Annotated in this window: 13 protein-coding genes; 9 read left to right on the plus strand and 4 right to left on the minus strand. The window is 70.1% G+C overall.

Annotation, left to right across the window (positions count from 1 at the left end):
- Positions 1 to 114 precede the first annotated feature (114 nt).
- Both E5671_RS44325 and E5671_RS44330 read right to left on the minus strand, forming a co-directional pair.
- Positions 115 to 993 carry a TrmB family transcriptional regulator gene (locus E5671_RS44325; protein WP_160509830.1) on the minus strand — a complete coding sequence of 293 codons (879 nt, stop codon included), beginning with the start codon at positions 991 to 993 and terminating at the stop codon, positions 115 to 117.
- A 64-nt stretch (positions 994 to 1057) separates the two neighbouring features.
- Complete coding sequence (locus E5671_RS44330) at positions 1058 to 2461, minus strand: MFS transporter (RefSeq protein ID WP_160509831.1); 1404 nt, start codon at positions 2459 to 2461, stop codon at positions 1058 to 1060.
- Between the two features lie 157 nt (positions 2462 to 2618).
- On the opposite strand from E5671_RS44330, the gene E5671_RS44335 reads away from it, so the two are divergent.
- The 5 genes from E5671_RS44335 to E5671_RS44355 are packed head-to-tail and all read left to right on the plus strand — an operon-like array spanning position 2619 to position 7977.
- Positions 2619 to 3461, plus strand: coding sequence for an amidohydrolase family protein (locus tag E5671_RS44335; RefSeq protein ID WP_160509832.1), 843 nt, complete (start codon positions 2619 to 2621; stop codon positions 3459 to 3461).
- A gap of 34 nt (positions 3462 to 3495) precedes the next feature.
- Positions 3496 to 4278 carry an SDR family NAD(P)-dependent oxidoreductase gene (locus E5671_RS44340; protein ID WP_160509833.1) on the plus strand — a complete coding sequence of 261 codons (783 nt, stop codon included), beginning with the start codon at positions 3496 to 3498 and terminating at the stop codon, positions 4276 to 4278.
- Between the two features lie 49 nt (positions 4279 to 4327).
- Positions 4328 to 6031 (plus strand): AMP-binding protein, encoded by a 1704-nt coding sequence (locus tag E5671_RS44345; protein ID WP_202121498.1) that lies wholly within the window; start codon positions 4328 to 4330, stop codon positions 6029 to 6031.
- Positions 6028 to 6789 carry an enoyl-CoA hydratase gene (locus E5671_RS44350; RefSeq protein WP_160509835.1) on the plus strand — a complete coding sequence of 254 codons (762 nt, stop codon included), beginning with the start codon at positions 6028 to 6030 and terminating at the stop codon, positions 6787 to 6789. Before E5671_RS44345 ends, E5671_RS44350 begins: the two co-directional genes overlap by 4 nt.
- A gap of 33 nt (positions 6790 to 6822) precedes the next feature.
- Positions 6823 to 7977 carry a thiolase family protein gene (locus tag E5671_RS44355; RefSeq protein ID WP_160509836.1) on the plus strand — a complete coding sequence of 385 codons (1155 nt, stop codon included), beginning with the start codon at positions 6823 to 6825 and terminating at the stop codon, positions 7975 to 7977.
- A 54-nt stretch (positions 7978 to 8031) separates the two neighbouring features.
- On the opposite strand, the gene E5671_RS44360 is transcribed toward E5671_RS44355, so the two are convergent.
- Positions 8032 to 8655: a TetR/AcrR family transcriptional regulator gene (locus E5671_RS44360; RefSeq protein ID WP_160509837.1), complete on the minus strand. Its 624-nt coding sequence runs from the start codon at positions 8653 to 8655 to the stop codon at positions 8032 to 8034.
- Positions 8656 to 8787: 132 nt separating this feature from the next.
- Between E5671_RS44360 and E5671_RS44365 the strand changes: the two genes are divergently transcribed.
- On the plus strand, positions 8788 to 9261 hold the full coding sequence (locus tag E5671_RS44365; protein WP_160509838.1) for a MarR family winged helix-turn-helix transcriptional regulator: 474 nt from the start codon (positions 8788 to 8790) through the stop codon (positions 9259 to 9261).
- 94 nt (positions 9262 to 9355) lie between these two features.
- A complete protein-coding gene (locus E5671_RS44370; RefSeq protein ID WP_160509839.1) occupies positions 9356 to 10945 on the plus strand; it encodes an MFS transporter in 1590 nt (529 codons plus the stop codon).
- A 154-nt stretch (positions 10946 to 11099) separates the two neighbouring features.
- Here the strand turns inward: E5671_RS44370 and E5671_RS44375 are convergent, their stop codons facing one another.
- Positions 11100 to 11288, minus strand: coding sequence for a hypothetical protein (locus tag E5671_RS44375; protein ID WP_160509840.1), 189 nt, complete (start codon positions 11286 to 11288; stop codon positions 11100 to 11102).
- A gap of 1195 nt (positions 11289 to 12483) precedes the next feature.
- Here E5671_RS44375 and E5671_RS44380 point away from each other — a divergent pair.
- Entirely contained in the window at positions 12484 to 13953 is a 1470-nt protein-coding gene (locus E5671_RS44380) for an MFS transporter (protein ID WP_160509841.1), read from the plus strand.
- A 51-nt stretch (positions 13954 to 14004) separates the two neighbouring features.
- Positions 14005 to 16299, plus strand: coding sequence for a glycoside hydrolase family 78 protein (locus E5671_RS44385; protein ID WP_160509842.1), 2295 nt, complete (start codon positions 14005 to 14007; stop codon positions 16297 to 16299).
- The last annotated feature ends 57 nt before the right edge of the window (positions 16300 to 16356 follow it).

The raw sequence follows: 16356 nt of genomic DNA on the forward strand, positions 1-16356 counted from the left end.
GGGGCACGCGCCTTCGGCCGCACAATCGAGCCTAGCGGCCACTGGCTCGGCACGGTCGCCCGTGCCGTAGTCCTCCCCGACTGTCCACACGGTCGGCCGACCGGTTCGCCGGCGTTATGCGGTCCGCCCGGGGGTGCTTTTCCTGGGCCGTGCCGCGGGTTTGGCGGGCGTGGATGAGCGCTCTTCGCTGATGCCGGTCAGCCCGGCCAGGCCAGGGCCGTACTGCTCGTTCAGCGGTTCGCTGAGGTCGGTGTAGATCTGTTGGACGTACATGTCGTGGCGGACGTACCCCTTGACGAGGGCGGCGAACAGTGGGTCGTTGACCCACACGCAGTCCCAGTCCTTGCCGCCGGGTGCCAGCGCCCACAGGGCTGCCGCGCCGTCCGCCACGACGGCCAGGTGCCGGGCCTGGTGGTGGCGGTAGACGACGCCTTCGGTGCTGGCGTGGCGGAGGGTGCGGCCGGGCAGTTCGAAGGGCGGGGTGCCGAAGCAGAGCACATCGAAGGTGACGCCGCGTTCGGCGGCGGCGAGCGCCTCATCGCCGAGTGCTTCCAGCTCCTCGGCGCGGCCCGAGAGATACACGTGCCGCTCGGCGTCCGCGAGGATCGTGCGGGCCCGCGCGACGATGGAGGCGCGGTCGTTCATGGACCGCAGGGGCCGGATCTGCTCGGTCCGGTCTTCGGCGACGAACCGGTTGAGTTCGTAACGGGCGTCCGAGACCCGCCTTCGGAAGTCGGTCTCGAGGTGGCCGAGCAGCTGGTCGGCCGCTACGGCGACGAACCGGGCCGGGGAGTCGCCGGTCTTGACCACGGCGCCGCGCGAGGTGAGCCGCCGCAGGGTCTCGTAGACCTTGGGCTGCGGGATACCGGTCACGTTGGACAGCGCGTAGCCCGTCAGGGGCTCCCGGCCGAGCAGCCCTACGTACGCCCGCGCGTCGTACTGGGAGAAGCCGAGCTCCACCAGCCGGGCCGCGGTCTCGTCAGCCGTACTCATCGTTCCGCACTCCCGTCAGCCGGCCTTTGCATGGTCACTACCGAAAGAGTGAGTGTATCGGCGACTAGGAGGCCAGGGACTCCAGTTTCTCCCGGGCGGTCTCGGGCCCGAAGGCCCAGAAGACCGCGAGACCCACCACCAGGGTGGTGAGGAACATGAGGTACAGGGCGGCCATGCCGCCGTCGCCGTCGAGAATCCAGCCGATCACCGCGGGGGCCAGGACGGCGCCGACGTTGCGGAAGCTGCTGGCGGCCATGGTGCCCCACGCGCGCATCCGGGTCGGGTACAGCTCGCCGGTGTACATGAAGGCGATCGGCGCGACCGCGTTCACGCCCAGCAGGACGGGGACGGCCAGGGCGATGAGGCCGACCGGGGACTGGGTCTGCCCGGACCAGGTGACGAGCGCCCCAATCGCTGCTCCCAGGGCGGAGACCGCGTAGCCGAGCGTGATCCAGAAGCGGCGCCCCAGCCGGTCCACGGTCAGCGCGATAGTCACCACCAGCGCCACGTTGATGGCCTGGAGTCCCGCGCTGGCCAGGGACGCGGTCGCCGGGTGCATGCCGCCCTCGTTGACCAGCAGGCTCGGCAGCCAGGTGGTGAGTCCCCAGAGGGTGAAGTAGGTGGTGAACCAGACGGTCCAGATCATCATGGTGCGCCTGAGGTACTGCGCGGAGAAGATCTCCGCCAGTCGAGTGGCCCGGGTATCGGGCGCGATCGGCGCCTCGGCGGGCTCCAGTTGGTTTCCCTTGCGCAGAGTCTCTGCCTCCATGGCGGTCACCAGCCTCCCCGCCTCCGCGGTCCGGCCCCGGGAGATGAGGAAGCGCGGGGACTCCACAAGGCGTGGGCGTGCCCAGAGTGCGACGAGCAGCGGGATCGCTCCCAGGGCGAGCATGGTGCGCCACGTGGCTTCGTCGTGCAGCAGACCGAACAGTGCCGCCGCGACGAGGGACGCGGCCATGTTGCCCAGGGTGAAACTGGTCTCGTACAGCATCACCGAGCGGCCGCGGGCGCGTCCTCGTACGAGTTCGTTGAACAGCGCGGCGGCCACCGGTACTTCGGCCCCGAGGCCGATCCCTTGCACCAGGCGGAAGAGGCCCAGGCTCAGGCCGCTCCACGCGGCCGCGGCCAGCAGGGCGGCCACCCCGAACAGGGCCATGGAGGCGAGGAACACCGGGCGGCGGCCGTAGCGCTCGCTGGCCCAGCCGAGTCCGAGCGCGCCCGCGATCTGACCGACGTAGCCGGCGCTGATGAGCAGGCCGGCGTCGCCGAGGCCGATGTGCATCGTCGAGGTGACCGCGGTGAGGGTCACCGCCAGCGCGACGGTGTCGAAGGAGTCGAAGAACGTGCCCGTCCCCAGGATCTGAAAGGCCCTGCGGTGGGCGCTGGTGAACGGCAACCGCTCCCACCTGGCCAGGAGTTCACCCCCGCGCGTACTGGTGTCCTCGGATCGTGGCGGTGCCTCGGTCATTGCGCCTCCCATGAGCAATCGGCCCGGCGAAGGGTCTAGTCACTACCGCAGTAGGTAGTACACACTGAGGCGAGCCAGGCCCCGCTGTACAGAGGTCTGCGCGGACGAAACGTGAGGGAGTGACTGACTCCCTGCACAGGCGGAAAGAGGGGCGCGGATGAGAAGGATCGACCTGCATTGCTATCCGGGGACTGCCGAGTGGATCGCCTCCCAGCAGCCCTTCCCGGCAGCGCTCGCGGAGTACTGGAACAAGCCCTGGGAACCACGCGCCGAGGAAGAGGTGGTGGCCGACCTGGACAAGCACGGCATCGAAGCGGTGCTGGTTGCCTTCGACATCGAAACCGTCACCGGCGCCCCGCCCTGCGGCAACGACTATGTGGCCGCTCTGCGCGACCGGCACCCGGACACCTTCATCGGCGCTTGGGGGGCCGTCGACCCGCTGCGCGGGGAACAAGCCATCGCCGACGCCGAGACGGCGGTGCGCGAACACGGCGTGCTCGGCTTCCACTTCCACCCGATCATGGGGCGCTACGCGGTGGACGACCGGCAGCTCTACCCCCTGTTCGAGGCGATCACCGCCCTGGGCGTACCGGTGATGATCGACGTGGGAACCACGGGCATGGGCGCGGGCATGCCCGGCGGCATGGGTGCCCGCATCCGCCACGCGCACCCCCGGGCGGTGGACGAACTGGCCGCTGACTTCCCGGAGTTGACGATCATCGCCGCACATCCGGGCTGGCCCTGGATCGAGGAGATGACCGCCGTGGCCCTGCACAAGGGCAACGTCTACTGGGAGATGTCGGGCTGGGCGCCGAAGCACTTTCCGCAGCAGCTACGCACCGACATCCGCGCCCGGCTGCGGGACAAGGTCATGTTCGGCACCGACCACCCGAGCCTGCCGTTCGAACGGATCCTGCGCGAATGGGACGAGCTGGACTACACGGAGGCTGTTATGCACCAGGTCTTCCATGGCAACGCGGAGCGCCTTCTCGGCCTCTAGGCCGCCAGTTCTTGTCCGAGCGAAGGGAATGATCATGACTGACGACAAGCCGGTAGCGCTGGTGACAGGTTCCGCACGGGGAATCGGGCGGGCAGCCGTTCTGGCGCTCGCCGCGGCCGGATACGACGTGGTGGTGAACTACGCCTCTAGTGACGAGGCGGCCAAAGAGACCGCCACCCTTGCTGAGAAGGCCGGGGCCGCGGCCCTGGTCTGCCGCGCCGATGTGGCCGACGAGAGCGCGGTGCTCGCCATGATGGAGGAGATCCGCAACCGGTTCGGCCGCCTGGATGTGCTGGTCAACAACGCGGGCACCACGGCCCGTACCCCGCCCGCTGACCTGGATGGGCTCGACATGGCCGAGTGGGACCGGGTCTTCGCGGTCAATGTGCGCGGCCTCTTCCAAGTGACCCGCGCCTGCGTGCCGTTGCTCAAGGACGCTGCCGGGAAGCGTCCGGGCCGCACGGCCGTGGTGAACCTGGCCAGCATCGTGGGACTGCGTCCGGGACCGCAGCCGTTCCCGTACGCCGCTTCCAAGGCGGCGGTGGTGAACCTGACCAAGACCCTCGCCGGGCGTCTGGGCCCGGAGGGCATACGGGTCAACGCCGTGGCCCCCGGCTGGATGGTGGGGGAGTGGATGGAGGACCAGCTGGGAGACAACTACGAACGGCTGATGGAACGGCGGGGCCGGCACACCCCGATGCGGCGGTGCGTCACACCGGAGGAAGTGGCCCAGAGCATCCTCGCGCTGATCGACTCCAACCCCTTTGTGACCGGCGAGATCGTCGTCATCGACGGCGGCTTCAGCGCGACAACCTGAGTGCAGAGACGACCTCAGTGCAGAGACGACCAGAGTGCAGGAGGACACCGTGACCCTGGATGGAATCGTTCCCTTCCCGCCCGAGTACGTCGAGCGCTACCGCGCGAAGGGCTACTGGGAGGACCGCACACTGCGCGACGTGTTCGCGCAAGCATGCACGGAGTACGCCGATCGCGTGGCCCTGCACCACGACGGCGCCGATATGACCTATGGCGAACTGGAGGAGCGCGCCGCGCGAGCGGCCCGGGGCTTGTGGGCGCTGGGCCTGCGTCCGCTGGACCGGGTGGTGCTGCAACTGCCGAACACTGCCGACTTCGCCGTGACCCATCTCGGATTGCAGAAGATCGGCGTCATCCCCATCATGGCTCTCCCGGCGCACCGCTACCGGGAGTTGGAGCAGTTCGCGCGGCTGTCGGACGCCGTCGCCGCGATCACTCCGGACCGGTCCAAGGACGCCGATCACCGTGAGATCGTCGCCCGGGTGCGCGCCACGGCGCCGTCCCTGCGTCTGCACATCGTCTCCGGTGACCCGGGGCAGGACGCCACGGCGCTGAGCGCCGTCCTGGCAGGCGGCGCGGGCGCGGAGGGCGATGTGGACCTGGCGGCCGTCGAGGTCGACCCCATGGAGGCGGCGCTCTTCCAGCTCTCCGGCGGTACCACCGGCGTCCCGAAGCTGATTCCGCGCCTGCACAACGACTACGTCTTCAACACCAAGAACGCCATGTCGGTGTGCGACATCCGGCCGGACGACTGCCTGCTGAACGTCCTGCCGATCTCGCACAACCTGCCGCTGGCCTGCCCCGGCCTGCACGGTTTCCTGCTCGCCGGGGCCCGCACGGTGCTGCACCCCACCACGCGCGGCGCCCAGGTGTTCCCGCTGATCGAGAAACACCGGGTGACCCACATCCATGTGGTGCCCGCGCTGCTGATCAAGTGGCTGAACGATCCGCTGATCCACGAGTACGACCTGTCGTCGGTCCGCGTGATCCAGAGCGGCGGGCAGCGGCTCCAGCCCGAAACCCGCGCGCTGGCCCAGCGGATGCTGCCGGGCTGCCGTATCCAGGAGAACTTCGGCATGGCCGAAGGACTGCTGACCTTCGTACGGCTCGACGACCCCGAAGAGGTGCGGATGGAGACCGTCGGCCGCCCCGTCTGCCCGGACGACGAAGTGCTGCTCCTGGACGAGAACGGCCAGGAGGTGCCCGACGGCGAAGTCGGGGAACTGGCCGCGCGCGGCCCCTACACCCTGCGCGGCTACTTCCGCGCCCCCGAGCACAACGCCCGCGCCTTCACCCCGGACGGCTTCTATCTGTCGGGGGACCTGATGCGCCGACATCCCTCGGGCAACTACGTCGTCGCCGGCCGGCGCAAGGACCTCATCAACCGCGGCGGGGAGAAGATCAGCGCCGAAGAGATCGAGAACCTCCTCATCGGGCACCCGGCGATCGTCAACGTGGCCTGCATTCCGGTGAACGACCCCGTACTGGGCGAGCGCATGTGCGCCTGCGTGGTCCCCCGCGAAGGAGTGGCGCCACCCACCCTGCACCAGCTGACCGAGTTCCTGTCCCGGCACGAGATCGCCAAGTTCAAACTCCCCGAGCGACTGGAGATCATGCCGAGCCTGCCCCTGTCGCACGTCGGGAAGGTCTCCAAGAAGGACCTGGTCGCCCGCTTCGCCGACGACGCGCCGTCCGCAGTCGATGCGCCGTCCGCCGACGACGCGCCGTCCGCCACCCCCGGCGGTGACGCATGAGCGGCCTGCTGCGCATCGAGCGCGCAGGGGGCACCGCCACGCTCACGCTTGACGACCCGGACCGCCGCAACGTCCTGTCCGGCCCGCTCGTCGCCGAACTCCTCTCGGCATTCGACGAGTTGGAGGCAGACCCCGCCATCACCTCAATCGTCCTCACCGGGGCGGGCACGGCCTTTTGCGCCGGAGCCGACCTCACCGACCTCCTGGCGGCATCCGAGGGCGACACCGCGGGAGTCGAGACCGTCTACGAGTCCTTCCTGCGGGTAGCCCGGTCTCCTCTGCCGACCATCGCCGCCGTCAACGGCCCGGCGGTCGGCGCCGGCCTCAATCTCGCGCTGGCCTGCGACGTGCGGGTGGCCGCCGAATCGGCGTGGTTCGACACCCGCTTCCTCAAGCTCGGCCTGCACCCCGGCGGCGGTCACACCTGGATGCTGCACCGCCTGGTCGGAGCGCAGACGGCCGCCGCCATGGTGCTCTTCGGTGAACGCCTGGACGGCGCCGCCGCAACCACCGCCGGACTGGCCTACCGATGCGTCCCCGACCCGGACCTGCTTGCCGTGGCCCACGCCCTGGCCGCCAGAGCGGACGCTGTCGAACCGGAGCTTGTCCGCCGTACGAAGCGATCGCTGCGGCGCGCGGGCGACGGGCGGGAGCACGACCAGGTGGTGGAAGAGGAAACGCGGGAGCAACTCTGGTCGCTTTCCCTGCCCGGCACCGCGGAGCGCCTGCGCGAACTCCGGAAGAACCCCAGAGGCTGACCGTCCCTCCCGCCCGAACAAAGGAGTTCACGTATGCGGTCCGTCGTGATCGCCTCCCTGGTCCGCACCCCTATCGGCCGGGCCGTCAAAGGATCGCTGCGCGACATGCGGCCCGACGACCTGGCGGCCGGTGTCATCGGCCGCGCCGTCGCGGATTCCGGCCTGGCGCCCGACCGGTCGGACCTGCTGGACGACCATGTGCTCGGCACCGGCTACCCCGAAGGGCGCCAGGGCTCCAACCTGGCCAGACGGGCGAGCCTGCTCGCCGGCCTGAGTCCAGCACTGCCCGGTGCCACCGTGACCCGGTTCTGCGCCTCCAGCATGCAGGCGGCCCGGATCGCCACACACGCGATCTGGTCCGGCGAGGCCCAGGCATACCTGGTCTCCGGAGTCGAGTCCGTCAGCCAGGTGGGACGCACCCTCAAGGAGGAGGACAAACACCCCGAGCTGTCCTCCAGCGACCGGGTCACCGATGTCTACGTGCCGATGGGTATCACCGCCGAGAACGTGGCCGAGCGGTGGGCCATCTCCCGCGAGGACATGGACGCCTTCGCCGCGGATAGCCACCGGCGGGCGGTGGCCGCCACCCGGGCCGGGTTCTTCGCCCGCGAAATCCTTCCCGTCCACACCCCGCAAGGACTCGTCACGGCCGACGACGGGCCACGCCCGGACACCGGCAGGGAACAACTGGCAGCACTGCCACCGGCCTTCCGGCCCGGCGGCACAGTGACCGCGGGGAACTCCTGTTCCCTCAACGACGGCGCCATAGCAGCCGTACTCGTCGACGAACAGCTCGCGGAACGCCAGGGGCTGCCCGTACGGGCGCGCATCCTCGGCACGGCGGTGAGCGGCGTCGATCCGGCGGTGATGGGGGTGGGCCCGATCGAGGCGGTCCGCCGTCTCCTCGACCGGGCCGGGCTGAGCATCGAGGAGGTGGACATCGTCGAACTGAACGAGGCGTTCGCCTCCCAGGTCCTGGCCGTCAGCCGGGACCTCGGCATCGACCTGGATGAGCAACTCAATCCCTATGGAGGCGCCCTGGCCCTGGGACACCCCTTCGGCATGACCGGACTACGGCTCATCGGAACCCTGCTCAACGGGCTTGAGACGACCGGCGGGCGCCTGGGCATCGCCGCCCTGTGCGTGGGCGGCGGCCAGGGCATGGCCGTATTGCTCGAACGGGTCTGAGAACAGCTCACGTCCGAAGGCGGCCCCCGCCCCAGCCGGAGACCTGCACGGGCGTTACAGCCCTTTGCCGTCGGCCGCGATGCTGCTCATCAAGCGGTTCAGGTGGGAGCGCATCACGGCGATCAAGTCGAAGGAGCGCCCGGAAGCCAGCCACTGGAGCCGTAGCCCGGCGTCGAGCGCGGCGCACTCGCGAGCGATGTTCTCGTGTTCGAGCCCGCCCTTGAGTTCACCCGACTCGGCGCCGGCACGCAGACGGTCCGCGAGTTCGCGTACGCCCTTTTCCTGCCATTGGGAGAAGAAGTCGTGGGCGGGATGGTCGGGAGCGGTGGCCTCGGCGCCCACGACGACGGCGAGTTCCAGCATCCCCGGCATGTTCAGCGACTCGGCAGCGTCGTCCAGATGGCAGCGGAAGGCGTCCCGCACCGAGTCGGACACGCGGACCCACTGCTCGTCGAGCTGCTCGTGCCAGTACTGCACCACGGCCAGCAGCAGTTGCTGCTTGTCGCGGAAGTGGTGAAGCAGCCCGGCATCGGTGATCCCGGCATCGCGGGCAATGCCGGCCAGCGAGGTCTTGCGGTAACCGTCCTTGCCGAAGCGCAGCAGTGCGGCCTCAAGGATCTGGTTGCGCCTGGCCATCCCTGCTGCGTAGCCGCCGCGCGGCCCCCGTGGTGTCCCCATGGGCCCAACCGTACCGAGAGCCGTTGAGCGCGTACCGGTCAGCGGCTCCGCAGCCCTGGAAGGGGGCGATGCTCCGCAACGAAGACAGTAGGTATGTTGACATAGGTATAGGGGCATCCTTATGATTCCTGCATGCCCACCCCCAGCGCGTCCGAGCAGGACACCCGTCGCATCGCCTCCGGGCTCGCGGCTGTCTCGCCCGCGCTGCACCGGGCGCTCGACCGGCGTCTTGCCCAGGACTTTCCGCACCCCAAGCTGCCCGAAGGCCAGCTGGCACTGTTGCGTCTGGTCGGGGAGCGTGACGGCATCACCGTGCGCAAGGCCGCCGACACCCTCCTCATGAAGCCGAACAACATGAGCGCGCTGGTTACCCAGCTGGCCGGCCTGGAGCTGCTGGAACGCAGGCAGGACGGGGACGACAAGCGGGTCGCGCACCTGCACCTCACGGCCGAGGCCCGAGACCGGATCGCCATGGTCGGGGACCTCATGGACGGGTACGTCCTCGAGGCGCTGCACACCCTCACCGAGGGGGAGCGCGGCGCCATCGGCTCCGCCCTCGGCGCGCTCCAGACGCTGACGCAGCACATTCACCCCGCCGCCGACTGACGGCGTTCGCGCGATCAGTCGCGTCTCCGTAACCGCATGCCCCGCCTTTTCGCGGCCGCATGCCCTCATCTCTTCCAGGAAGCAAGGCACTTCCATGCCCTCCACCGTCGTGGATCACTCACCCACGCCCGCACACACTCCACCGGCAGGCCCGCGCGGCCGCCGCGGCAACCCGTGGCTGACGCTCATCGCGGTCGCCTTCGGCCTGTTCATGGTCGGTCTGGACGGCTCCGTCGTCTCGATCGCCAACCCCGAGATCGGCCGCGACCTGAACGCGTCCACCGCCGACCTGCAATGGGTCACCAACTCCTACCTGCTGGCCCTGGCCGCCGCGCTGATCCTCGGCGGCAAACTCGGCGACCGCTTCGGCCGGCGCACGTACTACATGATCGGCGTGACGGGCTTCACGGCGGCCTCCGTCGCCATCGGCCTCGCGGGCTCAATCGAGGGCGTCATCGCCTTCCGCGCTCTGCAGGGTCTGTTCGGCGCGCTGCTGATGCCGAACACGCTCGGCCTGCTGCGCGCGGTGTTCCCGCCGAAGAAGTTCGGGATGGCGGTGGGTATCTGGGCGATGGTGTCATCGGTCTCCACGGCGCTCGGCCCCATCGTCGGCGGGTTGCTCGTGGAGCACGTCAGCTGGGAGTCCGTCTTCTACATCAACGCGCCGATCGGCGTCATCGCGCTCGTCTTCAGCGCACTGGTGCTGCCGCAGAGCAAGAACGCCACCGGCCGGCACCGCTTCGACGTGCCCGGCGTCATCCTGCTCGCCCTCGGCCTGCTCGTCGTGGTCTTCGGCGTGGTCAAGGGCGAGACGTGGGGCTGGAGCAGTGGCTCGACGCTGGGCACGCTCGCCGTCGGCATCATGATCCTGCTGGTGTTCGGCTGGTACGAGACGCGTGTGGAGCACCCCTTGCTGCCCATGCGGCTGTTCCGCAACCCCGCGCTGACCATCGGCACGATCATCACCGCGGTCAACTTCTTCGTCCTGCTCGGCGTGATCTTCTTCGTGATGCTGTACCTGCAGAACGTGCGGGGCTTCACCCCCGTGGAGGCCGGGGTGCGCACCCTGCCTCTGAGTCTGGCCTCCGTCGTCGCCTCGCCGCTGGGTGCCAAGCTCACCGAGAAGTTCGGCGCCCGGCTGACCATGCCGCTCGGCATGGTGCTTCAGGCCGGCGCTTCCTTCGCGATGCTCGGATGGGGTGTGCACTCCTCCTACGCCGCGATGTGGCCGCCGTTCATCGCGCTGGGCCTGGGCGTCGGTATGGTGATGGCCGCCTCCTCCGACGCGATCGTGGGCAACGCGCCCGTCAAGGACGCCGGCGTGGCGGGCGGCCTGCAGGCCACGGCGCTCCAGGTCGGCGGGGCGCTCGGCACCTCCGTACTCGTCTCCCTGATCAGCAGCCGGGTCGGCTCCACCCTGACCGGCGAGATGGCCGGAGCCGGCGTGCCCGCGCCCATGGCCGAGCAGCTGCACGAAGCCAAGGACGCCGTGGCGATGGGCGTCTCGCCGGTCTCGGGAGATGCGCCCGCGCAGCTCAAAGCCGCGGTGATCGAGGGCAGCGGCCAGGCATTCATCAACGGCGTCCACACCGCCGCCCTGGTCACCGGCGTGCTGTGCGTGGCCGGTGCCGTCCTCGCCACCGTCGGCGTACGACGCAACCCCCAGGCCCCTGGCCCTCACTGAGGCGGGTCAGGCTCGGCCCACGGGGAGTTGAAACAGGTCCTCGCCGACGATGAGCCGGCCGGAGTAGCCGCGCTGCGCCGCCTTCCGCGCCGGTTGGCGTTGTTCCCGGGAACCAGGTGGTTGAGCACCAGGTTCCCGGCTCCGGCCGGCTCCGCTACGTCGCGGCCCACCTGCTCGATGGTGGTGTGGGCGGCGAGCAGATGTTCCCGCAGCGGATCACCAGGTCGATGAGGTTGTCACTGACGCCGGTGTCACCGGAGAAGACGACCGAGCCGTTCGGGGTGTCGAACCGGTAGGCGAAGGCAGGTGCCGCGGGGTGGTGGTCGACCAGTGTGGCCGTCACCCGGACGTCGTCGTCCTCCCACCGGGAGGGGAGCCCTGAGGCTGGGCGGCTTGCCCTGCGGGTCGATGTCCCAGATGCCGGTCAGGTCGATGTCGTGTACGGAGAACAGGTCGCCCGGGCTGGTGAAGATGCTGTCGCGTGCCCGGTCGTTGAAGTCGTGGGCGAACGCCTGCCGCAGGTAGCCGGTCATGGCGGAGATCCCGGTGTCGGGTCCTTGGGGTTGAACACCGGCGGTGCGGGCTTGCCCGCGGGGAGACCGCGGCAGGGTGCCGCGGTCTCCCGGGCCGAACACCTCGATCGCGGGCAGGACGCGCCCCACGTGTTCATCGGTCCGATCGCGTAGAGAGCGGGCCAGTCGGTGACCGCCCCGTCGACCCAGGCCGGCCCGTCCGCCGTCCCCAGGAGCACCGGCCGGGTCCGGTGCTCGCCGGCTCCGGGGCGGCGCCGCGCGGATCGCGCGCGTCGGCCGGTTGAGCGACCGCAGCCCCCCAGCAACGTCAGGCGCAGCCGGTGTGCCGCGCCGGAAGCGTGCGGGACGCCCGGCGCAGGGGCGGCCACGGCGGCGGACGGGGGGAAATCGGTTCGGGCATACGAGGCTCCACAGGGCGGCAACAGGAGGAAGACGGCCTCCCCCCCCGACCAGGCCACGCGCCCAGGACACGCAACGCCACGGACCTCGTCGCACCTGCGGGGAAACGGCCCGGAAGGAACGGGCCTCGGCGACTGCCACGACTATGGGCGAGGCCGTCGGCGGTGCCTAGCCCCTGTCCCACCGCTCTCTTGGATGAACGTCATTCGGCTGTGGATGAGCCGGGCGAGAACGCGGACATCCGCGACCTGCTGAGCCGTCCCGTACGGAGTCGGGCCCGCGGACCCACTGTTGGTGAGGTCTCTCGGGCTAACTGCCCAGGCCGAAGCGCAGCAGCGCGGCCCGCTGGTGTCCCGATGTGCGTCGCCGTACCGAGTGCCGTCATCGGCACCCAGGGGAGCGTCGCTGACGCCTGGTCGGAGGGCGTCTCGACCCACTAGTCACGTGACGTGTGTCACTCATCCAATACCTAGCGTGCACTAAGTATTGGCTTCATCATCAACCGAAAGCGAGGGAACGTTTCGCGCCCATGGCCAGATGTGAGCCATGGCTGACGGTCTGCCGTTCCACGCCCCCTCCCTCCCTGTTCGCGAAAGGAGCGGCTTGATGACACCGACGTCCGCCAGCCCCTCGCTCGACGCAGCACCGTCCGACGACACCGCGAGATGGACCCCGCGCCTGGCCGGTGTACTCATCGCGCTGATCTGGCCGACCCAGATGCTGGCCGCCGCCGGGATCCTGGGGGCGAACGCCACCTCCAGCGTGGCGCAGAGCTTCCACACCACCCACGTGGCCTGGTTCGGACTGACCTTCGTCCTCGTCACCACGCTGCTGACGCCGTTCGTGATGAAGCTGGGGGACCGGTACGGCAAGAAGCGGCTCATGCTGGTGATCACCGGCCTCGGAACCGTCGGCGACATCATCGCCGCGACCGCGGGCAGCTTCGAGCTGATGCTCGTCGGCCGGGCGATCGCCGGCTGTTACGGACCGTTCGGCGCTCTGTCCTTCCCCGCCGTACGGCACATCTTCCCGGCCCGTCTGGTGAAGCCGGCCAGCGCCATCCTGGGCAGCAGCGTCGGCCTGGTAGGCATCGGTGCGCCCTTCCTGGCCGGCTGGCTGGTCGACGGCTGGGGCTACAAGGGCGTGATGTGGTTCATCACCGCGGCCACCGCTCTCTCCTTCGTGCTGATCGCCTTCCTGGTGCCGCAGATTCCGCCGCGCGACAGGCGTCCGGGCTTCGACTGGCTCGGCGGTCTGGTGCTCGGCGGAGGTCTGACCGCGGTCGTCTACGCGCTGGGCCAGGGACAGAGCTGGGGCTGGACCGACGCCAAGACGCTCGGCTGGCTCGCCGCGGGTCTCGTGGCGCTTGCCGTCTTCGTCCTCGTGGAACGCTCGACCGCCCACCCCATCCTGGACTTCACGGTGCTCAGGCGCCGCCCGGTCGCCCTGGTGCTCACCGCGGGCGGACTCGCCCAGGCCATCGCCTACACCATGCCGAGCCTGGTGATCCTGCTCGCCCTGTACCCGCACATCCCCGGTGTCTCCGCCGGCCTCGGGTGGACCGCCCAGCACAACGCGGCCGTCGGCGTGACCTGGAATCTCGTGATGTTCGGGACCGGCATCGCCGCCAGCCGCCTGATGCGCAGGATCGACGCCCGCCATCTGTGGTGGGCCGGGCTGATCCTGATGGGAGTCGGCTACGGCCTGGCGGGCTTCTTCCACGCCGACGAGACCGAACTCATCCTCACCTCGTGCCTGGCCAACCTCGGCTCCGGCCTTGTCGTGGCGGGCGCTCCGGTACTGGTCGTCGGCGTGGTGTCAAAGGAAGAACAGGGCCTGGGCAGCGGCATTCTCAACATGCTCATCAGCCTCTTCGGCGCTGTCTTCACCGCCCTGGCGTTCGCCGTTCTGGCGACGCACAGCACCGTCGAGAACGGCACCGCCTTCTACCAGGACGCGGGCTACGACTGGATCTTCTGGACCGGAGCGCTGCTCACCGCCGTGCCCCTGGTGCTCTCGCTGTTCGTCCCCCGCCTGCGGGATCCCGCCGAGACCGACGCGGCCCCCGCCGCCTGAATTTCGGCTGCCCCGCGCCATCTGAACACCGCACCACCGAGAAGGGCAGACATGTCACACCCCTGGACCGCCCAGGTCATCACCCCGGCCTGGCCACAAGAGCCACCCGGTCCGGCGGGACGCCCGGCCACGCTGCTGCGTGGTGAGTTCACCGTGAGTGGCCCGGTGCGACAGGCGGAGCTGCGGGTCACCGCCCTGGGGGTGTACGAGATGCAGCTCAACGGCGCCGTGGTCGGCGACCACGTCCTGGCGCCGGGCTGGACCAGCTACCACCACCGCCACCGCTACCAGTCCTTCGACGTGACCACCTCGCTGCGGCCGGGAGCCAACACCTGGGGCGCGCACCTCGCGGACGGCTGGTACCGCGGCCTGCTCGGATTCAACGGCGGCAACCGCGACCTCTACGGACCGCACACCGGGCTGCTCGCCGAGCTGCGGATCGAGTACGCCGACGGCAGCGTCCGAACGGCCACGACCGGCCCAGGCTGGCGCGCGGCAGCCGGACCGGTCACGGCGACCGGACTGTACGAGGGGGAGGTCCACGACGCCCGCCGGGAGCTGCCCGGTTGGAGCACACCGGACTTCGACGCCACCCACTGGCATCCGGTACGTGTGCTGGACTTCGACACCTCGGTGCTCTTCCCCGCGGACAGTCCTCCCGTACGGCGCATCGAATGCCTCCCGCCGGTGGCCGTCACCACCTCGCCCACCGGCCGCACCCTCGTCGACTTCGGGCAGAACCTGGTCGGACGGCTGCGCATCCGCGTCCGCGGCGAGGCGGGACACACCGTGACGCTGCGGCATGCCGAGGTCCTGGAGGACGGGGAGCTGTGCGTACGCCCGCTGCGCGGCGCCCCGGCCATCGACCGCTACACCCTGCGCGGCGCCACCGACGGCGAGCAGTGGGAGCCCCGCTTCACCTTCCACGGCTTCCGCTACGCCGAACTCGACAACTGGCCCGGCGAGTTCACCCCCGATGACGTCACCGCCGTGGTCCTGCACAGCGACCTGCGCAGGACCGGCTGGTTCACGTCATCCGACCCCTCGCTGAACCGGCTGCACGAGAACGTGGTGTGGGGGATGCGGGGCAACTTCCTGGACGTGCCCACTGACTGCCCCCAGCGCGACGAACGCCTGGGCTGGAGCGGCGACATCCAAGTCTTCGCCCCCACCGCCACGTTCCTCTACGACACGAGGGACTTCCTGCGCTCCTGGCTCCGCGACCTCGCCGCCGACCAGAGCACGGACCCCGAGGGCATTCCGCCGGTCATCAGCCCCGACATCCCGCTGAACATCCCCGTACCGATGCCTCCCGGCAACCCCGCGATGGCGGGCTGGTGCGACGCCGCAGTCATCGTCCCGTGGGTTCTGTACGAGCGGTACGGCGACAGCCGGGTACTGCGCGCCCAATACCCGTCCATGCGCGCCTGGGTGGACGCCGTCGACCGGATCGCCGGGCCAGGACACGTGTGGGGCGAGGGATTCCAGTTCGGCGACTGGCTCGACCCCAGCGCGTCCCCCGACGACCCCGGCCGGGCGACGACCTCCTCCCAGCTCGTCGCGACCGCCTACTTCGCGCACTCGGCACGGCTGCTGGCCCTCACCGCGGAGGTGCTGGGAGAGAAGGACGACGCCCGGCACTACCACGTGCTCGCCGACGCCGTGCGGCACGCGTTCCGCGCCCGCTTCCACACCGGCGCGGGCCGCCTGACGGAAGAGACCCAGACCGCCTACGCCTTGGCCCTCGGCTTCGACCTGCTTCAGGACGACGCCGAGCGAGCCGAGGCCGGTGACCGGCTGGCCGCCCTGGTGGCAGCACGCGGTCACCGGATCGGGACGGGCTTCCTGGGAACCCCCCTGGTGTGCGACGCGCTCACCGCCTCCGGCCACACCGACACCGCGTACCGCCTGCTACTTGAGCGTTCGTGCCCGTCGTGGCTCCACCAGGTGGACATGGGTGCCACCACGGTCTGGGAGCGCTGGGACAGTCTGCTCCCGGACGGCAGCGTCAACCCCGGCGAGATGACCTCCTTCAACCACTACGCGCTCGGCGCGGTCGCCGACTGGATCCACCGCACCGTCGCGGGCCTGGCGCCCGCCGAGCCGGGCTACCGCCGCCTCCTGATCCGCCCACGCCCGGGTGGCGACCTCACCTGGGCCCGCGCCGAACACGACACGCCCTACGGCCGGGCCGAGGCCGGATGGCAGATCGCAGGACACACGCTGCGCGTCGACCTCCTCGTCCCACCGGACGTCACCGCGCTGGTCGACCTGCCGGGCATGGCGGACGTGGAAGCCGGCCCCGGCCGGCACTCCTTCCTCATCCCCTTCCCCGCGACGCGGTGACGGCGCCCCACGCCCGCCGCTCACCCTTCGCCCCACCACCGGCGAATGAACACCCAC

The sequence above is a fragment of the Streptomyces sp. BA2 genome (assembly GCF_009769735.1).
In the GTDB taxonomy this organism is placed as follows: domain Bacteria; phylum Actinomycetota; class Actinomycetes; order Streptomycetales; family Streptomycetaceae; genus Streptomyces.